Origin of the sequence: Bacillus halotolerans (genome assembly GCF_001517105.1) — a bacterium.
Lineage (GTDB): Bacteria > Bacillota > Bacilli > Bacillales > Bacillaceae > Bacillus > Bacillus halotolerans.
On the sequence record NZ_LPVF01000011.1, the window covers coordinates 1 to 19,144 of the forward strand.

At 42.7% G+C, this 19,144-nt stretch carries 18 protein-coding genes, 2 tRNA genes, 1 rRNA gene and 1 pseudogene; 18 read left to right on the top strand and 4 right to left on the bottom strand.

The features are described from left to right. Nucleotides 1-71: 71 nt before the first annotated feature. The 8 genes from rrf to tsaD all read left to right on the top strand — a co-directional run bounded on the left by rrf (nucleotide 72) and on the right by tsaD (nucleotide 4,235). Nucleotides 72-187: ribosomal RNA gene (rrf, locus tag AU387_RS13790) — 5S ribosomal RNA — on the top strand. 22 nt (nucleotides 188-209) lie between these two features. Beyond that, nucleotides 210-286, top strand: a tRNA-Met gene (locus tag AU387_RS13795). A gap of 55 nt (nucleotides 287-341) precedes the next feature. Further along, nucleotides 342-418, top strand: a tRNA-Asp gene (locus tag AU387_RS13800). A 180-nt stretch (nucleotides 419-598) separates the two neighbouring features. Further along, nucleotides 599-1,576 carry a thiamine-phosphate kinase gene (gene thiL, locus AU387_RS13805; RefSeq protein WP_059335925.1) on the top strand — a complete coding sequence of 326 codons (978 nt, stop codon included), beginning with the start codon at nucleotides 599-601 and terminating at the stop codon, nucleotides 1,574-1,576. 14 nt (nucleotides 1,577-1,590) lie between these two features. Further along, on the top strand, nucleotides 1,591-2,067 hold the full coding sequence (gene tsaE, locus AU387_RS13810) for a tRNA (adenosine(37)-N6)-threonylcarbamoyltransferase complex ATPase subunit type 1 TsaE (protein WP_059293404.1): 477 nt from the start codon (nucleotides 1,591-1,593) through the stop codon (nucleotides 2,065-2,067). Beyond that, a complete protein-coding gene (gene tsaB / locus AU387_RS13815; protein ID WP_059335926.1) occupies nucleotides 2,048-2,737 on the top strand; it encodes a tRNA (adenosine(37)-N6)-threonylcarbamoyltransferase complex dimerization subunit type 1 TsaB in 690 nt (229 codons plus the stop codon). Before tsaE ends, tsaB begins: the two co-directional genes overlap by 20 nt. A gap of 9 nt (nucleotides 2,738-2,746) precedes the next feature. Continuing rightward, nucleotides 2,747-3,202 carry a ribosomal protein S18-alanine N-acetyltransferase gene (gene rimI / locus AU387_RS13820; protein ID WP_024120406.1) on the top strand — a complete coding sequence of 152 codons (456 nt, stop codon included), beginning with the start codon at nucleotides 2,747-2,749 and terminating at the stop codon, nucleotides 3,200-3,202. Continuing rightward, nucleotides 3,195-4,235 (top strand): tRNA (adenosine(37)-N6)-threonylcarbamoyltransferase complex transferase subunit TsaD, encoded by a 1,041-nt coding sequence (gene tsaD / locus AU387_RS13825; RefSeq protein WP_059335927.1) that lies wholly within the window; start codon nucleotides 3,195-3,197, stop codon nucleotides 4,233-4,235. The genes rimI and tsaD overlap by 8 nt, the downstream gene beginning before the upstream one ends. 226 nt (nucleotides 4,236-4,461) lie before the next feature. Here the strand turns inward: tsaD and AU387_RS13830 are convergent, their stop codons facing one another. After that, nucleotides 4,462-6,390 (bottom strand): ABC-F family ATP-binding cassette domain-containing protein, encoded by a 1,929-nt coding sequence (locus tag AU387_RS13830; protein ID WP_059335928.1) that lies wholly within the window; start codon nucleotides 6,388-6,390, stop codon nucleotides 4,462-4,464. A 126-nt stretch (nucleotides 6,391-6,516) separates the two neighbouring features. Here AU387_RS13830 and moaC point away from each other — a divergent pair, with 126 nt between their 5' ends. The 4 genes from moaC to tatC are packed head-to-tail and all read left to right on the top strand — an operon-like array spanning nucleotide 6,517 to nucleotide 8,633. Beyond that, nucleotides 6,517-7,029 carry a cyclic pyranopterin monophosphate synthase MoaC gene (moaC, locus tag AU387_RS13835; RefSeq protein ID WP_010333208.1) on the top strand — a complete coding sequence of 171 codons (513 nt, stop codon included), beginning with the start codon at nucleotides 6,517-6,519 and terminating at the stop codon, nucleotides 7,027-7,029. Then, complete coding sequence (locus AU387_RS13840) at nucleotides 7,026-7,673, top strand: redox-sensing transcriptional repressor Rex (protein ID WP_044152840.1); 648 nt, start codon at nucleotides 7,026-7,028, stop codon at nucleotides 7,671-7,673. The genes moaC and AU387_RS13840 overlap by 4 nt, the downstream gene beginning before the upstream one ends. Before the next feature lie 21 nt (nucleotides 7,674-7,694). Then, on the top strand, nucleotides 7,695-7,868 hold the full coding sequence (gene tatAY, locus AU387_RS13845; RefSeq protein WP_010333210.1) for a sec-independent protein translocase protein TatAY: 174 nt from the start codon (nucleotides 7,695-7,697) through the stop codon (nucleotides 7,866-7,868). A gap of 6 nt (nucleotides 7,869-7,874) precedes the next feature. Further along, the gene (gene tatC / locus AU387_RS13850; RefSeq protein ID WP_082687911.1) at nucleotides 7,875-8,633 is read left to right on the top strand and encodes a twin-arginine translocase subunit TatC; all 759 of its coding nucleotides are present in this window, start codon (nucleotides 7,875-7,877) and stop codon (nucleotides 8,631-8,633) included. 45 nt (nucleotides 8,634-8,678) lie between these two features. Here the strand turns inward: tatC and AU387_RS13855 are convergent, their stop codons facing one another. Both AU387_RS13855 and AU387_RS13860 read right to left on the bottom strand, forming a co-directional pair. Then, complete coding sequence (locus AU387_RS13855) at nucleotides 8,679-8,870, bottom strand: DUF4305 domain-containing protein (RefSeq protein ID WP_024120410.1); 192 nt, start codon at nucleotides 8,868-8,870, stop codon at nucleotides 8,679-8,681. Continuing rightward, complete coding sequence (locus AU387_RS13860) at nucleotides 8,867-9,601, bottom strand: CPBP family intramembrane glutamic endopeptidase (protein ID WP_059335929.1); 735 nt, start codon at nucleotides 9,599-9,601, stop codon at nucleotides 8,867-8,869. The genes AU387_RS13855 and AU387_RS13860 overlap by 4 nt, the downstream gene beginning before the upstream one ends. A gap of 238 nt (nucleotides 9,602-9,839) precedes the next feature. On the opposite strand from AU387_RS13860, the gene groES reads away from it, so the two are divergent. From groES to AU387_RS21640, 4 genes and pseudogenes are all read left to right on the top strand, one after another. After that, nucleotides 9,840-10,124, top strand: a complete 285-nt coding sequence (groES, locus tag AU387_RS13865; protein ID WP_003155970.1) for a co-chaperone GroES — start codon at nucleotides 9,840-9,842, stop codon at nucleotides 10,122-10,124. 46 nt (nucleotides 10,125-10,170) lie between these two features. Beyond that, entirely contained in the window at nucleotides 10,171-11,805 is a 1,635-nt protein-coding gene (gene groL / locus AU387_RS13870) for a chaperonin GroEL (protein WP_010333214.1), read from the top strand. Nucleotides 11,806-12,761: 956 nt separating this feature from the next. Then, nucleotides 12,762-12,944 (top strand): annotated as a pseudogene (locus AU387_RS22380) (abhydrolase domain-containing 18); the annotation flags it as partial. Between the two features lie 143 nt (nucleotides 12,945-13,087). After that, nucleotides 13,088-13,777 (top strand): alpha/beta hydrolase, encoded by a 690-nt coding sequence (locus tag AU387_RS21640; protein ID WP_162264505.1) that lies wholly within the window; start codon nucleotides 13,088-13,090, stop codon nucleotides 13,775-13,777. A 94-nt stretch (nucleotides 13,778-13,871) separates the two neighbouring features. Here AU387_RS21640 and AU387_RS13880 read toward each other — a convergent pair whose 3' ends face one another. Next, a complete protein-coding gene (locus AU387_RS13880; RefSeq protein ID WP_059335930.1) occupies nucleotides 13,872-16,370 on the bottom strand; it encodes a tetratricopeptide repeat protein in 2,499 nt (832 codons plus the stop codon). A 232-nt stretch (nucleotides 16,371-16,602) separates the two neighbouring features. On the opposite strand from AU387_RS13880, the gene gutB reads away from it, so the two are divergent. Continuing rightward, complete coding sequence (gutB, locus tag AU387_RS13885; protein ID WP_059335931.1) at nucleotides 16,603-17,664, top strand: sorbitol dehydrogenase; 1,062 nt, start codon at nucleotides 16,603-16,605, stop codon at nucleotides 17,662-17,664. An 83-nt stretch (nucleotides 17,665-17,747) separates the two neighbouring features. After that, nucleotides 17,748-19,136, top strand: coding sequence for a glycoside-pentoside-hexuronide (GPH):cation symporter (locus tag AU387_RS13890; RefSeq protein WP_059335932.1), 1,389 nt, complete (start codon nucleotides 17,748-17,750; stop codon nucleotides 19,134-19,136). Nucleotides 19,137-19,144: the final 8 nt, after the last annotated feature.

Here is a 19,144-nt window from a genome sequence, read left to right on the forward strand (position 1 = left end):
GATCGAGGACTTAACCTAATTCCTAATGATGTCACACCTGTTATCTAGTTTTGAGAGAACACTCTCAATTGTTTGGTGGCGATAGCGAAGAGGTCACACCCGTTCCCATGCCGAACACGGAAGTTAAGCTCTTCAGCGCCGATGGTAGTCGGGGGTTTCCCCCTGTGAGAGTAGGACGCCGCCAAGCAGTTTTATCTTAATTATATCATCGCGGGGTGGAGCAGTTCGGTAGCTCGTCGGGCTCATAACCCGAAGGTCGCAGGTTCAAATCCTGCCCCCGCAACCAAAAAAATATATCCTTTAAAATAAGGAGCGCCCAAAGGGTGCAACCAAATTAAAATGGTCCGGTAGTTCAGTTGGTTAGAATGCCTGCCTGTCACGCAGGAGGTCGCGGGTTCGAGTCCCGTCCGGACCGCCATTTATTGTAAACGAAACGATCATGTTTTCGTTTTTTTTGTGTTTTCTTTTATTACATCTTTTGCTTGGTATGATAGCCAAGCTTTCTTTATATCGGCAATATCTTGGATATTTCACCATAATCCGATACACTAGATACAGTACATATAAAACATCATCAGACCAAAAGGAGGTTTGGTTAATGGATGAGTTTGATTTAATTAATCGTATTACTCCGCGGACCATTCACCATTCTTCCGTTGATGTAGGAATTGGAGACGATGCGGCTCTTTACACAGCGAAAAACGGTGTGCAGGAAATTGTATGTGTCGATACAATGGTAGAGGACGTACATTTTAAATTGAGCTATTCTTCGCCGGAGGACATTGGATATAAGGCGTTGGCTATAAATATAAGTGATATTGCCGCAATGGGAGGTATTCCTAAGTTTTATTTAGTGTCTCTTGCGGTGCCTTCAAAATGGACGGAATCAGAAATCAAGGCCATGTATGAAGGAATGAATGAGCTGGCGAAACTATACTGTATGGACCTGATTGGCGGTGATACAGTTTCTACTTCTGATAAACTAGTCGTCACAGTGACTGTGATTGGGGAAGTTGAAAAGGGACGTGCCTGTTTGCGCAGTTTGGCAAAGCCGAATGATATAGTCTTTGTCACTGGTGAAATCGGTTCTTCTGCTGCTGGACTTTCATTGCTGCTAAAAGAGTCCTCTCATCCGGAAACATCATTTGAAACAGATTACTTTATCAATAGGCATAAACGCCCTCACCCAAGAGTGAGTGTTGGCAGACTATGCTCGAACGCTCAGCGTGTGGCTCTTAATGATATTAGTGACGGATTGGCAAGTGAATTGCATGAAATTGCTGAATCCAGCTCTGTTTCAATAGAAATTGACGAGAACCTTCTTCCAGTTCATCCGGACTTGCCTAAGTTAAATTCCAAATGGAAGGAATGGGCTTTGTTTGGCGGAGAGGATTTTGAGCTGACTGGGACGATCTCAAAGGAAGACTGGGAACTGTTACAGCAGGAGTGCAGCAGACTTCAACTGCCAATTAAAAAGATTGGATGTGTCCGTGAAAAGACAGAATCCAATGTCGTATTAAAGACAGATGAAGAAACAATGACTTTAGAGAAAAAAGGATATAATCATTTTAAATAAGACGGGTGACTCGTGTGAAGCAATTAAAATGGAGAACTGTAAATCCTGAAGAAACAAAAGCGATTGCTAAGCTGACTGCATCGTTTTCAAAGCCTGGGGACGTCCTGACATTAGAGGGCGATTTAGGAGCTGGGAAAACAACCTTTACAAAAGGTTTTGCTGAAGGACTCGGAATTACACGTGTTGTAAACAGTCCGACGTTTACGATCATAAAAGAATATAACGATGGTTCACTTCCTCTTTATCATATGGATGTATACAGAATGGAAGACGAGAGTGAAGACTTAGGACTTGATGAATATTTTCATGGACAAGGTGTCTGCTTAGTGGAATGGGCACATTTAATTGAAGAGCAGCTTCCGCAGGAGCGACTGCAAATTGCCATTAAAAGAGTTGGTGACGATGAAAGAGAGATCATCTTTACAGCTGTGGGGAATCGGTATGAAATGCTTTGTGAGGAGATAAGTAGACATGACAATATTAGCAATTGATACATCGAATTATACTTTAGGCATAGCGCTACTTCGGAACAACACTGTCATAGCAGAATACATGACATATTTAAAAAAGAATCACTCTGTGAGGGCGATGCCTGCTGTTCATTCTTTGCTGAATGATTGTGATATAACCCCGCAGGACCTTTCTAAAATTGTTGTCGCAAAAGGTCCAGGCTCGTACACAGGGGTGAGAATCGGTGTAACCATAGCCAAAACACTTGCCTGGTCTTTAAACATTCCGATTTCTGCTGTTTCAAGTCTTGAAGCGCTGGCGGCAAATGGACGTCACTTTGACGGTCTGATCAGCCCTATATTTGATGCGAGACGCGGACAGGTGTATACAGGTCTTTATGAATATAAAAACGGTCTTTTAGAACAGGCTGTGCCGGATCAAAATGTGATGCTGACAGAGTGGCTGGAGATGCTAAAAGAGAAGGAGCGCCCTGTTTTGTTTTTAGGTCATGATACATCCATACACGAGGAGACGATATTGGATGTATTAGGGACAAAAGGAATCATAGGGTCTGCGGCTCAGCATAATCCCCGCCCTTCCGAATTGGCTTACTTGGGTGCGGATAGGGAAGCTGCTGATATTCACGGGCTTGTGCCGGATTATTTAAGGCTTGCAGAAGCTGAAGCGAAATGGATTGAAAGTCAAAAGTAGGGTGATAGGATGAAAACAAAAGCAGCAGTCAGAAAAATGCAGCTTGATGATGTTGATCACGTATACGAAATTGAAACATCCTCCTTTACGTCTCCCTGGACGAAGGATTCGTTTTATCATGAATTGCTTGAAAATCCGTATGCCCACTATCTCGTGATTGAAAAGGACGATTGTATCGCGGGTTATTGCGGGATTTGGATTGTGATGGACGACGCCCAAATCACAAATATCGCGATTAAACCAGAGTATAGGGGCCAGTCTTTAGGAGAAGCACTTTTTCGTTCAGCTCTCGAGCTTTGTAAAGAAAAAGAGGCGAGGCGGCTTTCGCTTGAAGTGAGGGTTTCCAATCACCCTGCTCAAAGTTTATATAAAAAGTTCGGGATGCAGCCCGGCGGAATAAGAAAGAACTATTATACTGATAACGGGGAAGATGCGTTAATTATGTGGGTGACGATAAATGAATGAGCAAAAAGATCTTTATATATTAGGAATCGAAACGAGCTGCGATGAAACGGCAGCAGCTATTGTAAAAAACGGAACAGAAATCGTCTCGAACGTTGTGGCCTCTCAAATTGAAAGCCATAAACGATTCGGAGGGGTTGTGCCGGAAATTGCATCAAGACATCATGTGGAGCAAATCACTTTAGTGATCGAAGAGGCTTTCCGTAAAGCAGACATGACATATCGTGATATAGATGCGATTGCAGTTACTGAAGGCCCGGGATTGGTGGGAGCACTGCTAATCGGAGTAAACGCCGCTAAAGCATTGAGCTTTGCGCATCATATTCCGTTAGTTGGAGTCCATCATATAGCGGGCCATATCTACGCAAACCGTCTGGTAGAAGAGATCGTTTTTCCAGCGCTTGCATTGGTCGTTTCCGGCGGCCATACGGAATTGGTTTATATGAAAGAGCACGGTTCATTTGAAGTGATCGGGGAAACACTCGATGACGCAGCAGGGGAAGCTTATGACAAAGTGGCAAGAACGATGGGGCTCCCGTATCCAGGCGGACCGCAGATTGACAAGCTTGCGGAATCAGGGAATGACACTATTCCTCTGCCTCGCGCATGGCTTGAAGAAGGTTCTTATAATTTCAGCTTCAGCGGGCTGAAATCAGCTGTGATCAATACGCTTCATAACGCGGCTCAAAAAGGACAGGAAATTGCGCCGGAAGATCTTTCTGCCAGTTTTCAGAATAGCGTCATTGATGTCTTAGTGACAAAAACGGCACGCGCTGCAAAAGAATATGGTGTCAAACAGGTTCTTTTGGCCGGCGGAGTAGCTGCAAACAGAGGACTCAGAGCTGCGTTACAGAAGGAATTTTCCCAGCATGAGGGGACAGCGCTCATCATTCCTCCGCTATCCTTATGTACGGATAATGCTGCAATGATTGCTGCGGCCGGTACAATTGCTTTTGAAAAAGGGATTCGCGGATCATATGATATGAATGGCCAGCCTGGTCTTGAACTGACTTCTTACCAAGGTCTCACGACATAATGGAGTGAGGCTTTTTTATTGTTATTAACAGATAATTCTCAATTTATCCACATATCTGTGAGTAATTATAGAGATATAGATGGATAAAGGGGTTGAGAGGCTGTTAATAAAGTGGATAAATTCAGAAAATTTTGTGGATATTGTGTATAAATCGCTTTCTTCGTTTGCTTATAAGGCTATTTTCTGTGGATAAAAAGCACCTCTAAAAAAGAGGTGCTTGACTTTTTTAATCTTCTTCTGTGGATAGTTCTTCCCATTCTGATAGTAGGTTTTCCAATTCTTGATTGAGTTTCTCGTTGTCAGCGTGGATGGCTTGTACCTTTTCGTGGTCCTGATATACTTCCGGATCACAAAGTAATTCATCATTGTGACTGATTTTTTCTTCTATGGTTTGAACTGTCGTTTCAATTTCTTTTATGCGTCTGAGTCGTTGGCGTTCTTTCTTTTTCCATTCTTTTTCTTCCTCATAAGAACGTTTAGAGTCGGATTTCATTGCAGCCGTGGCTTTTTCAGTTTCCTCTTGCTGTTTCATTTTCTCTAATTCCAGCTGCTGTGTTTTTTTCTCTGTATAATAATCGTAATCTCCGAGATATTCTTCAATATGGTTTGGAGAAAGCTCATATACCCTTGTTGCGATTCTGTTAATAAAATATCTGTCATGTGAGACAAATAACAATGTGCCCGGATAATCGATCAAGGCGTTCTCGAGAACTTCTTTGCTGTCTAAGTCAAGATGGTTCGTCGGCTCATCAAGAATGAGAAAGTTAGCTTTTTGCAGCATCAGCTTGGCCAGGGCCACTCTTGCTTTTTCACCCCCGCTTAGGGAATAGACGGGTTTAAGCACATCATCCCCGGAGAATAAGAAATTTCCGAGGCACGTTCTGATTTCTTTCTCTTGAAGCTCCGGATACTCGTCCCACAGCTCATCAATGACGCGTTTAGAGGAGGTCAGCTCAGCCTGTTCCTGGTCATAGTAACCGATACTGACATTTGAGCCGTACGCTATTGATCCTTGATCTGGCTTCAGTGTGTTTATTAATGTTTTCAGCAGGGTTGATTTTCCGATTCCGTTGGGACCTACAAGAGCGGCGCTTTCTCCTCTTGTAAGCCTAAACGACACATCTGTCAGAAGCGGCGGCTGGTTTTCATAGCTGATGGTCAGATCCTGAACCCGCAGGACCTCGTTCCCGCTCTGTTTTGTAATATCGAAATGAAAATTTGCTGATTTTTCGTCGCCGAGCGGTTTTGACATGACGTCCATCCGTTCTAGCTGTTTCCGGCGGCTTTGTGCTCTTTTTGTCGTTGAGGCTCTCGCCAGATTTCGGTCTACGAAGTCCTGAAGCTTGGCGATTTCATCCTGCTGCTTTTCATACATTTTAATATCTTTCTCATACTGCGCGGCTTTTTGGTCGAGATAAGCGCTGTAGTTGCCGTGATACTTTTTGCTTTCTGATCTTGATACCTCGTACACCTGGTTCACCACTTTGTCCAAAAAGTAGCGGTCGTGAGAAACAATCAGAATGGCGCCTGAATAGCCTTGTAAATAATGTTCAAGCCATGTCAGCGTATCAATGTCCAGATGGTTGGTCGGCTCATCTAGAATGAGAAGGTCAGGCTGTGTTAACAGAAGCTTACCCAAGGCCAGTCTAGTTTTCTGACCACCGCTTAGGCTTTGCACCTGTGTTGAATCGTCAAAATGGCTGAAGCCGAGACCGTGCAGCACAGATCTGACATCTGCTTCATATTGATAGCCGCCTTTATCTTTAAATTCCTGCTGAAGGCGGTCGTAGGTTTTCATGATACTTTCCAGTTCACTTGGGTCAGCTGCCGCCATTTTTTCTTCTATGTTTCGCATTTCTTTTTCCATCGCTTTTAAGTGATCAAAAACAGTCAGCAGCTCTTCTTTTATGGTAAGCTTAGAATCCAAGCCGGTATGCTGGGCCAAATAGCCCATTGTGATATCTTTCGGCTTGATCATTTCACCCTTTTCATATGAAAGGTGACCTGCGATAATTTTAAGGAGTGTAGATTTCCCAGCGCCGTTTCTTCCTACAATAGCGACGCGATCACGGTTTCTGACTTCCAGCTTTATATTGTTTAAAATAGTATCAGCACCAAATGATTTGGAAAGCTGATTAATTTGTAAGATCATCATATTATTTCACCTCTGCTATAATAAGTTAAGTGTAGCTTATGAACCAGAACTCAGCAAACAATACATTGGCCGAATAAGACATAGAGAAGAAAATAGTGTATGATCTGTTTAAGGAGAGTTTTTACTATGAATGGATTTTCTCATTTTAATGAACAGGGCAGAGCCCAGATGGTGGATATCAGCGAAAAATCTTCGACTGTCCGTACTGCGGCGGCTGTATCAAGCGTACACATGAAGAGTGAAGTGTACGAGAAAATAAAAAGCCATGATATCGGCAAAGGAGATGTACTTGCTGTCGCTCAGGTTGCGGGCATTATGGCTGCGAAACAAACATCAAATATCATTCCGATGTGCCATCCGCTATCCTTGAGCGGGGTCGATATTTCGTTTGACTGGAAAATAAAAGAAACAGAAGTTATACTTCATATAAAAGCACAGGTCAAAACGAAAGGGAGTACAGGTGTGGAAATGGAAGCGCTAACTTCTGCATCGGTATGTGCCCTTACTGTTTACGATATGTGCAAGGCGCTTGATAAGGGGATGGTCATCGGCCCTACCTGCTTGCTGGAAAAGACAGGCGGGAAAAACGGTGACTTTAAAAGAGAACTATCCGAGTATAATTTGGAGGACCAAAAATGAATAAGGATCAATCAAAAATTCCGCAGGCGACGGCAAAACGGCTGCCGCTTTATTATCGCTTTTTAAAGAATCTGCATGCGTCAGGAAAACAGCGTGTATCATCTGCTGAACTCAGCGATGCCGTAAAGGTTGATTCTGCCACGATTCGCAGGGATTTTTCCTATTTTGGAGCTCTTGGCAAAAAAGGATACGGATATAATGTCGATTATTTGCTGTCATTTTTCCGAAAAACGCTTGATCAGGATGAAATGACAGACGTTATCCTGATTGGTGTCGGAAACTTAGGAACAGCGTTTCTTCACTATAATTTCACAAAAAATAATAACACAAAAATTTCTATGGCTTTTGATATAAATGAGAGTAAAATAGGAACTGAGGTAGGCGGTGTGCCCGTCTTTAACCTCGATGATCTTGAACAACATGTAAAAGGCGAATCAGTTGCCATTCTGACAGTGCCCGCAGTAGCGGCCCAATCGATTACTGACAGATTGGTTGCGTTAGGGATCAAGGGTATTCTTAATTTTACGCCGGCCCGTTTGAATGTGCCGGAACACATTCGAATTCATCATATAGATTTAGCTGTAGAGCTTCAGTCACTGGTTTATTTCTTGAAGCATTATTCTGTTTTAGAGGAAATCGAGTAACCGGAAAGGAGGAGCCCAAATATGCCGATCGGTCCTGGAAGCCTTGCTGTTATCGCAATCGTTGCTCTGATTATCTTTGGTCCCAAAAAGCTGCCTGAGTTGGGAAAAGCGGCTGGAGACACACTTCGTGAATTCAAAAACGCTACTAAAGGATTAGCGAGTGATGATGAGGAAAAAAAGAAAGAGAATCAGTAAGTTAGGATGACACAAATGAAAGTGAATCAAATGTCGCTGCTGGAGCATATTGCGGAGCTTCGAAAACGATTGCTGGTTGTGGCGCTGGCGTTTGTCGTTTTTTTTATCGCGGGATTTTTTTTAGCGAAGCCGATTATAGTGTATCTGCAAGAAACCGATGAAGCGAAGGAGCTCACGCTCAATGCGTTTAATCTGACAGACCCGCTTTATGTGTTTATGCAGTTTGCGTTTATCATCGGGATTGTCCTGACTTCGCCGGTTATTCTTTATCAGCTTTGGGCTTTTGTGAGCCCGGGCCTCTATGAAAAGGAGCGCAAAGTAACGCTCAGCTACATTCCGATCTCTATTTTGCTGTTTTTAGCGGGTTTATCTTTTTCCTATTATATTTTATTTCCTTTTGTTGTCGATTTTATGAAACGGATCTCTCAGGATTTGAATGTCACTCAGGTGATTGGAATTAATGAATATTTTCATTTTCTTCTGCAGCTGACGATTCCGTTTGGACTGTTGTTTCAAATGCCGGTCATCCTTATGTTTTTGACAAGGCTTGGAATTGTGACACCGATGTTCTTAGCGAAAATCAGAAAGTATGCGTACTTTACGCTGCTTGTGATTGCTGCTCTGATTACACCACCTGAGCTTTTGTCTCATATGATGGTGACTGTTCCGCTCTTGATTTTGTATGAAATCAGTATTTTAATATCGAAGGCTGCCTATCGGAAAGCGCAGAAAAGCAGTGCTGCCGATCAGGACGTTTCTTCTTAGCCAACATAAAAAATCCATTTCTCATAGAAGAGAAATGGATTTTCTTTATTTCTGGTTCTTCTTTATTTTAAATGAAAAGGCGAACATCTTAAAAGAAATGCTGATGTTGTATGCAGCGAACACCATCAGCAGGATGGAGTAAAATGACCACATGCTGCCTGGCGAGCTTGCGGCGAGATAAGTAAAGATGCACCCTACGGCAAAGTAGATCATTCCCCACACTATCGGGTTTCTCATGAAAATAATCCTCCAATAATCAATTGCATTTGTGTGCTTTGCTGTTCAAGGTATTTCTGAACAGGCTCAAGCTGCATAATGACGACGAATGTATTCATCATTACATGGGCGAAAATCGGCACCCAAATCCGTTTGGTTCTCGCATATAGAAATGCAAAGGTAAAGCCCATTGCCGTATACAGCAGAAGGTGCGTTAAATCCGCGTGAACAATTCCGAAAATAATGGAGCTGATCAGTCCGGCAATAAAGAAATTCGTTTTTTCGTACAGCGCGCCGAAAATGATTTTTCTGAAGATGATTTCTTCTAATATAGGCCCGATGATAGAAGAAACGATAATCATGAGCGGAACTGCCTGAATCACATCCAGGATGGCTTTTGTATTTTCTGATTCTCTTCCGATGCCAAATACATAATATTCAATAGAACCGGCTAATCCTTGAGAGAAAAGGGCGATGAAAAACCCGGCTATCGCCCAAAGGATCGAAAGTCCGACCGAGTCTTTCTTTTCGTTTCGCAGCGTAGTTTTAGGCGCGGTTCTGAGAATGAGCAATACAACAATCAGACAGGCAATAAAACTGATGACGGACCATAATCCCTGCGCGTACAGCAGATTTTCTTTTGTGGGCTGTCCTCCCGCATAACCGAATTTAAATAACAAGGGAATCGCAATTACTGCTGAAAACTGCATGATGATATATGTCAAAATAATAAACCAATACTGTTTTCTCAAATGGTATGTACTCCTTTGTTAAATGGGTTTCTTTTGTCTACAGCTATTGTAACATAATTGAATCGAGGGTGAAAAAGCCAAGGGATATCTGAGCTGAAAAGAATGATGTAAGCGTGAAAAATTTTTTATCTTATCACTTGAAATTGGAAGTGAGATTCTTTATTATAAGAATTGTGTTAGCACTCTTTAGTGCTGAGTGCTAAAATTACATATTCATACTATTGAGGAGGTTATTACATTGTTAAAGCCATTAGGTGATCGCGTTGTCATTGAACTCGTAGAATCTGAAGAAAAAACTGCCAGCGGAATTGTGTTACCGGATTCTGCAAAAGAAAAGCCGCAAGAAGGCAAAATCGTGGCAGCTGGTTCAGGTCGCGTGTTAGAAAGCGGAGAGCGCGTTGCTTTAGAAGTAAAAGAGGGCGACCGCATTATCTTCTCAAAATACGCAGGTACTGAAGTGAAATACGAAGGTACTGAATACTTAATCTTACGTGAAAGCGACATTTTAGCTGTTATCGGCTAATTCTTAAATAAACAAATACTTAAAAATTCGAGGAGGTTTCGTACACATGGCAAAAGATATTAAGTTTAGTGAAGAAGCTCGCCGCGCAATGCTTCGCGGTGTTGATGCACTTGCTGATGCTGTAAAAGTAACTTTAGGACCAAAAGGACGCAACGTGGTTCTAGAGAAAAAATTCGGTTCTCCGTTAATCACTAATGACGGTGTAACAATCGCTAAAGAAATCGAACTTGAAGACGCGTTTGAAAACATGGGTGCTAAGCTTGTAGCTGAAGTAGCCAGCAAAACAAATGACGTTGCCGGTGACGGTACAACAACTGCGACAGTTCTTGCGCAAGCAATGATCCGTGAAGGCCTTAAAAACGTAACAGCAGGCGCTAACCCTGTAGGCGTGCGTAAAGGTATGGAACAAGCTGTAAACGTTGCGATCGAGAACCTGAAAGAAATTTCTAAGCCAATCGAAGGCAAAGAATCTATCGCTCAGGTTGCTGCGATCTCTGCTGCTGATGAGGAAGTCGGAAGCCTTATCGCTGAAGCAATGGAGCGCGTAGGCAACGACGGCGTTATCACAATCGAAGAGTCTAAAGGCTTCACAACTGAGCTTGAAGTTGTTGAAGGTATGCAATTCGACCGCGGATATGCGTCTCCTTACATGGTAACTGATTCTGATAAGATGGAAGCGGTTCTTGACAATCCTTACATCTTAATCACAGACAAAAAAATCACAAACATTCAAGAAATTCTTCCTGTGCTTGAGCAGGTTGTTCAGCAAGGCAAACCATTGCTTCTGATCGCTGAGGATGTTGAAGGTGAAGCTCTCGCAACACTTGTTGTGAATAAACTTCGCGGCACATTCAACGCAGTGGCTGTTAAAGCTCCTGGCTTCGGTGACCGCCGTAAAGCAATGCTTGAAGACATCGCTGTCCTTACTGGCGGAGAAGTCATCACAGAAGATCTTGGCCTTGACCTGAAATCTACTGAAATCGGACAATTGGGACGCGCTTCTAAAGTTGTGGTTACAAAAGAAAACACAACAATCGTTGAAGGCGCTGGCGAAACAGATAAAATTTCTGCACGCGTCACTCAAATCCGCGCTCAAGTGGAAGAAACAACTTCTGAGTTCGACAGAGAAAAATTACAAGAGCGTCTTGCTAAACTTGCTGGCGGCGTAGCTGTCATCAAAGTCGGCGCTGCAACTGAAACTGAGCTGAAAGAGCGTAAACTTCGCATCGAAGACGCCCTGAACTCAACTCGCGCAGCTGTTGAAGAAGGCATCGTATCCGGCGGTGGTACAGCGCTTGTCAACGTATATAACAAAGTCGCTGCAGTTGAAGCTGAAGGTGATGCGCAAACAGGTATCAACATCGTGCTTCGCGCGCTTGAAGAGCCAATTCGTCAAATCGCGCACAATGCAGGTCTTGAAGGATCTGTCATCGTTGAGCGCCTGAAAAACGAAGAAATCGGCGTAGGCTTCAACGCTGCAACTGGCGAATGGGTAAACATGATCGAAAAAGGTATCGTTGACCCAACGAAAGTTACACGCTCTGCACTGCAAAACGCAGCTTCTGTAGCAGCAATGCTCTTAACAACTGAAGCTGTTGTCGCTGACAAACCGGAAGAAAATGCCGGCGGCGCAGGAATGCCTGACATGGGCGGCATGGGCGGTATGGGCGGAATGATGTAAAACCGACAAAAAACCCTTGATAAACAAGGGTTTGTCGGCAACGGACGTCATTTTTGATGCCCTTTTGATGCCATTTATAAATTTTCGAGGCTTCTCATGAGTTCACCGAACTTGTGAGAGGCTTCTTTTTTTCTGTCTTTTGTGGTTTGATTTTTTCAGCACTGTTTTATATCGATACTCAATAGTTTTGATAAACGGTAGGTAACCCCGATATAGACTATTCTATCGACTGAAATACAAAATTCTCATCATACAATTCATACTTTATTTGCATCTTGACTTTGTTTTGATTTACTTTGTGATTTTTAAGGAGGCGCAGTACCTCATCTTCGACTGCTGAAAACCAGAAGTGAGTTGAATTCCATCGTCTCAAAAAATAACACGGGGCATTATTTGGAATGCAGCGAGAAGGTTCCAGCCTATTCTGGGCTTATCCATGATATTATGAGCCCGACCAAAATAAAAGTGAAACAATAAGTAATTGAAATAATAAGAGCCCTTATCCACAAAGAGGAAGGGCATTGTTATTTATTTTTGGTCATTTTCTATATCCATTCACTTATGGGGTTGAAAATTATTCGTCCCAACCTCTGTTACCTTTCTCTCTATTGCAGACAGGAGACAATATTGGTATACTCTCATACGACAAAAAAAGACCCCGTTATCTAGATAAATAGTGCCACCAACACTTTTAGACGGTTTCCTCTAGGAAAGCACTGTCAAAGAGAAATCCTGTTAAAATGTCTATTTGTGCTGCTTTTTTTAGCTACTAAAAGACGATGTTTTCCTTGCAATAAGGAACTCGTCTTTTTTGTTAAGAATAAAGAGAGTCAGAATAATGACATCTAACTGATCCCAAAAAATTCACTGTCGATGAAGTTAGATTCTTGATAAAATCCGTCCCGACTCTATGGAGACAGACAATCCAATTATCAACTCTAATATTAGTTTTTTTGTTTATCAAGGAGGACTTAATAGTGCATTTCTCAAAAATGATAGATCGCTTGGCTTTATATGATTTACACAGAAAAAGAAGCAAAGATAAACATTTTTCTGCTGCTTTTACAGCCGATATAGATGATAGAGAAGAATTTTACAGTGCAAATATAGCTGATGTTTCAATTGATTTGAATGAATCAGGAAAAAATTATAAAATTGGAACCTTTGGCTATGAATCTTTAATTCAATCTGGGAATCCTGTTAATGATACTTTAAAAGGGGAGGTTTTTTTAATGAAAATGATATAGATCAACCCAATGTTATCTTTGTACATGGCTGGCGCATGGATTCGTACAATAGGATCAAAAAAATATTTCATAATCGTATAATGAACGATTTAGGCTGGAACATGTATTATTATTCTCTTCCATACCATTTTGAAAGAGAACCGGAAAATTCATTGTATAATGGCGAGTTGATGATTAGTGCAAATATTGATCGTACAATTGAGTCGACAAGACAGTCTATTGTAGATTTACGGGCGTTCATTCACTGGATAAAAGCAAATAAAAAGGGCCCTGTTATCATAGTGGGAGTAAGCTTAGGGGGATGGGTTACTAATCTAATTGCTACCCTAGAATCTCAAATTGATGTAGTGGTATCTATCTTTTATGCCAATCGCCTTTCTTATTCGATATGGAACACGATCCCAGGTAAATACATAAGAGAAGAATTAGAACAAAATGGTGTGACCTATGAAGAGTTAATAAAATATTGGAATATCACAGATCCTAGTCAAGCCTTGCCGAAAGTTAATAAAGATAACATACTGCTGATTTCTGCTAAACATGATCAGTATATAGACTTAAAAGATGCCGATTATTTATGGGAAAGTTGGGAGAAGCCCACAAGATATGTCTACAATTGTGGTCATTCCGGTATTGTTCTTTGCCGCAAAAAGCTGGCAAATGATACGCTTTCCTTTATACGAGAAAGAATACATACGGGAAAATCTCGTTCAGTACATTTGTAGACATTAATAAGAAACGAAAGGCCAACTGCGACTTCAGTTGGCCTTTTCTATTTATAATAAAGAAACTGAGTGAGATTCCTGACAGAACTACGTACTAGTCGTTTTCTTTGATCACCATTGCCAATCGTTCCACCTCACCCCGAATCCCAATAGCAGGCTCCCAAGAATCAATCAAACGAATCGCTTTCTGATTAGCTTCCATCGCTTTCGTTTTCTCTCCTTTACGATGCAACAGCTGCGCCATCCCATAATAATAATAAATCAGCTCAACCTGATTCGCGTTGTGTTTGTCATAAAGCATCTGCTCAAAAGCTTCTTCCGCTTTCTCAAACTGACCACATTTCACGTAAGCCACACCTAAATTGAAATAGGCTTCTATCGTTTTTTCGCCGCCGTACGTGGAGCTGATTTGATTTGCCGCTTCGTATAATTGAATGGCTTCTTCATCATGACCTCTCGAAAAGTTTAGATCTCCGCGAACTAGTAAAACTCTGTGTTGAATCGCAGGGGAGATCGGTATATCTTTGATTTCGGTTAAAATCGCTTCCGCTTTTTCATGACTTCCAGCTTTTAAAAGCAGCCTCGATTGCAGTGCGAGTCCCCATACCTTTAGATCGTGAACGTCTTGCTCTTCAGTGTCTGATTGTTCCAGCGTTTTCAGGCCGGCTTCAATTTGTTGAAGTGCCTCGTCTAAATCGTTGACTTCCATCAGTGCCCAGCCTGCTGTGTCGATTCGGAAGAAGGCTTCTCGTGTGTGTTTGCCTAATTGATGGGCGGCATCGGCGGCTTTACGGCCGTATTCGATTCGTAAGGGCAGGTTGATTCTGCTTAGAAAATGGCTGATGCGGGTGATGAGTTCAATTAAGATTTCATTTTGTCCGGTTTCGCTTGACCATTTGATCACCTTTAGGATGTTTGGCCATTCTTTTTTGATTGGGTCTAAATCACGTCCCAGGAGATAGCTCCAATAGACAGAGTTTGGCTGTTCCCGCTTTAAATGGGTTTCGGCATAATCAATATAATAGTGCGCCCAGCGGCTGCGGGCTTCTTTTTCATATTGCTGATTTTCGGATAAGTGCTGTTCTCCGTATGCGACAACGGTTTGATGGGCGAAGTACTGTGTACTTCCTTTGCTTCGTTCGGGCTGAATCAGAGCAAAAGACCGCATTTGTTCAACTGCGTAATGGAAACGGCGAGCGTCTAATCCGGCCGCTGCCGCCAGGCTTTTTTCATCTGGCGGCTTGCTGAAAAAGCATAGCGCCTGCCATAGCTTCCGGGTGTCTTCATTGCATCTATGCCATGTGCGCCCAAATAGAAAATCAAACAGGTCTAATAGTGAGTAGCCTGCTTTTCCGAGCTCATGAATCAGCTGCTGAGCGGGCATGTCATCGTCTGACATATAGGCGATGCTGAGTGCCATGGCTTTCGGGTTTCCGGCTGTCGCTGAAATGAACTCGCTCTTCAGTTCTGGAGACAGTTCCAGCAGCTGCGCCAGCTTTGCTTGTTTAGTTGGGTCGTTGCACATTTGCAGGCAGCGGTTCACTTCTTGATGAAAATATTCCAGGGCATCTGTTTGTTCAAGTCCGCTCAGCTGGATGGTTACCATTTCTCCGAAGCCTTCCCGATAGGTTTGCTTCAAGTTTTCACGTGCTGTGAGGAGAATTTTCACACCTTGGGGCAGGCTGGTGATAAATTCGTGAATGTCTCTTTCGGCAGTGTCTATGCTGTCCACGATCAGCAGTACCGGTTTTTCTCTGGTGTAATTGGCCAAAGCATTGCGGACGACAAATCGTTTTTCGTTTATGGATTTATCGATTTGTTCCGTTCGGCCGAGCTGGTATGCAATCGTATTTAAAAAATCGCTAAAGCTTAATCCTTTCCAATCAGCACTGAGCCAGATGATGCTGTTGAATGCCGGCCAATCTGAGGAATCGCCGATACAGGAATAGGCTGCTTCTAGAGCAGTTGTCGTTTTTCCCATGCCTGCCCATCCGGTAATTAAACAGACGGGTGATGGGGAAAGCATCCATTGCCGTATCGCCTCGATGTCAAATCTTCGTCCTATAAAGTGACCCGACCAGCGTGACGGTAAGTTGTGTGTCAAAGGCATCTGTTCTGTAAGCGCATTCGTTTTATGGTCGAGAATATCGGGAAATAAACGCTTGACTGTTTTTTCAATATCTTGATCAAGCGGTGCTCCGAATGAATTGTCCTCCCGTACTATTTTCGCTTTTTTAAGACATGAGGCCGCCCATACAGGCAGTGCAGGCTTGATTACCGGTATAGTGGTGGTCTCAAGCAGGTCGGTAAACCACTGTATATTCATATCGGTTTTTTCAAGAATGATCCAGATCATTCCGAATAGTTTTCCGTCTTCGATTCTTCCGGGAACATAGTTCGCACCCATCTGTCCGATCCAGCTTTTAATCGTGTTTGGGGAAACTCCCAGCTGGTGTGAAATGTTGTCTAAATAAGACTGTCCTGTTTTTTCGTTCTTATTCCTTCTGACTTTATAATCTGGATGAAGTTTTAATGACTTTACGCCAGGTGCCAGCAATTCCGCAAATTGTTTTCGATCTTCAAGTTCAGCCATAAAACCTGCACCTCCTATTAGTACTATTTTATCAATCCTGCTTGTTTTGTATATGAAAAATCAAAAAGTACAGTGCGGCTGTCCTTTTATACAGCATGAAAAGCTGTTGAACATTCTGAAAAGCAGATAAAATGAGGGCAGTAACAGAGAAAACAAAAATGTATGCACTTACATTTCTTGATGAAGCGGCCACATGCCGTTAGAAGTATTCATAAAGAAAGGAATTTGCCAAATGACTCACACAGTACCTAAAACCATGAAGGCTGCTATTATGCATAACACAAGAGAAATCAGAATAGAAACATTGCCTGTACCTGACATCAGCCATGATGAAGTATTGATTAAGGTGATGGCTGTCGGTATTTGCGGATCAGATCTGCATTACTATACAAATGGCCGAATAGGCAACTATGTAGTGGAGAAGCCATTTATCCTCGGACATGAGTGCGCGGGAGAAATCGCGGCTGTCGGCTCGTCTGTTGATCAATTCAAAGTCGGTGACCGCGTCGCTGTTGAACCTGGTGTTACGTGCGGGCGCTGTGAAGCGTGCAAAGAAGGGCGTTATAACCTTTGTCCGGATGTACAGTTTTTGGCCACGCCGCCAGTAGACGGCGCGTTTGTACAATATATCAAAATCAGACAGGACTTTGTTTTCTCCATTCCAGATTCACTTTCTTATGAGGATGCTGCCTTGATTGAACCGTTTTCTGTCGGTATCCATGCAGCGATGAGAACGAAGCTTCAGCCTGGATCAACGATTGCGATCATGGGAATGGGCCCTGTTGGATTAATGGCTGTTGCAGCCGCTAAAGCATTTGGAGCAAGTACAATCATTGTGACCGACTTAGAGCCGCTGCGGTTAAATGCCGCGAAAAAAATGGGAGCTACTCATGTGATCAATATCCGTGAACAGGACGCTATTGAAGAGATCAAAAAAATCACAAATGAAAGTGGCGTTGACGTTGCTTGGGAAACAGCGGGGAATCCTGCGGCACTGCAATCCGCACTGGCTTCTGTACGACGCGGCGGAAAGCTTGCGATTGTCGGTTTGCCTTCTCAGAATGAAATTCCGTTAAACGTGCCATTTATCGCGGACAATGAGATTGATATATACGGCATCTTCCGTTATGCCAATACGTATCCAAAAGGAATTGAATTCCTTGCTTCCGGCATTGTGGACACGAAACACCTTGTGACGGATCAATATGCGCTGGAGCATACGCAAGAGGCGATGGAGCGGGCGCTTCAATTTAAGAATGAATGTTTAAAAGTGATGGTGTATCCGAATAGCTGAGTGAACAGGGAGAATCTCGTATTCTCCCTCTTATTTACTGGATTTGTACTCAATATTGAAAACGGATTCTTGGGGTGGAAAAGATGATCGAAACAGAAAAAGCAACGGTAATGAAGGCGAAACATCAAACAAAATCCAGTGCCGGTCTGTCCTGGCTTGAACGAATTGGGTACGGCTTCGGTGATATGTCGTATAATATTGTGTTTCAATTTGTAAACGCATACCTGCTGTTTTATTATACGGACATCGGCGGCATACAGCCTGCGGTCATCGCTACATTATTTCTTGTTGTGCGGGTGCTCGATGCTATTTTTGACCCGATTATGGGGGTTATTTTAGATAAAACGAACACAAGGTGGGGAAAGGCAAGGCCTTATCTGCTGTGGGTTGCATTTCCTTTCGCATTATTTACTGTCCTGTGTTTCACTACTCCTCACTTTGGAGCAACAGGAAACATCGTATATGCGTATATTACCTATATTCTGCTCGGCATGTCCTTTAGTATGCAAACGATTCCGGTGAACAGCTTAACGGGTCGGATTACGAATTCTGTAAAAGAAAGAACGGTATTAACAACAATTCGTATGATCTTGGTTTATGTCGGAATCCTTCTATCCATCTCCTGTGCAACTCCGCTTGCAGCAGCTTTGGGAGGAGAGAACCAGGCATTTGGGTTTCAGATGACGGCTTTCGTATATGCCATTATAAGCATCGCTTTGAATCTCTTTAGTTTCTTTACTGTGCGTGAGCGGATTGCGCCTAAGAAAACAAAGAAACAGGGAATGAAAAAGACATTATCCGTTTTGTTTCAAAACAAACCTTTGCTGATTCTAACGTCATCATTTTTAGCATTTGCAATCGGGTTTAATATTAAAATCAGTACAATGGTGTACTACTTTACGTATAACGTGAATCAAAAGGAATTGGTGTTCTTTGGAACCGTTTTATTTTTTGGCGCAGCCCTCATCAGTAACTTGTTTATTCCATACTTTTCTGAGAAATGGGGCAGGAAAAATGTGATGATCATATCGGCTGCTTTGTCACTGATCTCGTATGCAGGTCTGCATTTTACGGCGTATTCTTCGGTGACGCTCATTTTCATCTGGCTATTTGCTTCAGGGTTCTTTACAACCCCTTTAAATACGCTTGCTTGGGGAATGGTTGCCGATTGTGTTGATTATGCGGAATGGAAGACAGGGGTTCGTGCCGACGGAGTGGTGATTTCCAGCATGAGTTTTATCAATAAGTTAGGTGTTGCACTGGCCGGTTCGTTTTCTGCCATCTATTTAGGAATTGCAGGATATGTGGCGAATACTGATCAAACCGTGACGTCACTGAATGCGATTAAACATATGAATGCCTTAATTCCGGGACTATTTATTTTACTCTCTATCATCATCATAGCCTTTTATCCTTTAACTGAAAATAGATATAAACAGATCATCACCGAGCTTGAGAAGAAATCCAGATAAGTGAATAT

What these genes read in the sequence shown, in the direction of transcription:
- AU387_RS13830 (WP_059335928.1), bottom strand. Translation starts at nt 6,390, where the DNA reads ATGATGATCTTACAAATTAATCAGCTTTCCAAATCATTTGGTGCTGAT.
- rimI (WP_024120406.1), top strand. Translation starts at nt 2,747, where the DNA reads ATGAAAACAAAAGCAGCAGTCAGAAAAATGCAGCTTGATGATGTTGAT.
- tsaD (WP_059335927.1), top strand. Translation starts at nt 3,195, where the DNA reads ATGAATGAGCAAAAAGATCTTTATATATTAGGAATCGAAACGAGCTGC.
- moaC (WP_010333208.1), top strand. Translation starts at nt 6,517, where the DNA reads ATGAATGGATTTTCTCATTTTAATGAACAGGGCAGAGCCCAGATGGTG.
- groL (WP_010333214.1), top strand. Translation starts at nt 10,171, where the DNA reads ATGGCAAAAGATATTAAGTTTAGTGAAGAAGCTCGCCGCGCAATGCTT.
- thiL (WP_059335925.1), top strand. Translation starts at nt 599, where the DNA reads ATGGATGAGTTTGATTTAATTAATCGTATTACTCCGCGGACCATTCAC.
- AU387_RS13880 (WP_059335930.1), bottom strand. Translation starts at nt 16,370, where the DNA reads ATGGCTGAACTTGAAGATCGAAAACAATTTGCGGAATTGCTGGCACCT.
- tatAY (WP_010333210.1), top strand. Translation starts at nt 7,695, where the DNA reads ATGCCGATCGGTCCTGGAAGCCTTGCTGTTATCGCAATCGTTGCTCTG.
- AU387_RS13840 (WP_044152840.1), top strand. Translation starts at nt 7,026, where the DNA reads ATGAATAAGGATCAATCAAAAATTCCGCAGGCGACGGCAAAACGGCTG.
- AU387_RS13855 (WP_024120410.1), bottom strand. Translation starts at nt 8,870, where the DNA reads ATGAGAAACCCGATAGTGTGGGGAATGATCTACTTTGCCGTAGGGTGC.
- AU387_RS13890 (WP_059335932.1), top strand. Translation starts at nt 17,748, where the DNA reads ATGATCGAAACAGAAAAAGCAACGGTAATGAAGGCGAAACATCAAACA.
- tatC (WP_082687911.1), top strand. Translation starts at nt 7,875, where the DNA reads ATGACACAAATGAAAGTGAATCAAATGTCGCTGCTGGAGCATATTGCG.
- tsaB (WP_059335926.1), top strand. Translation starts at nt 2,048, where the DNA reads ATGACAATATTAGCAATTGATACATCGAATTATACTTTAGGCATAGCG.
- AU387_RS21640 (WP_162264505.1), top strand. Translation starts at nt 13,088, where the DNA reads ATGGATTCGTACAATAGGATCAAAAAAATATTTCATAATCGTATAATG.
- gutB (WP_059335931.1), top strand. Translation starts at nt 16,603, where the DNA reads ATGACTCACACAGTACCTAAAACCATGAAGGCTGCTATTATGCATAAC.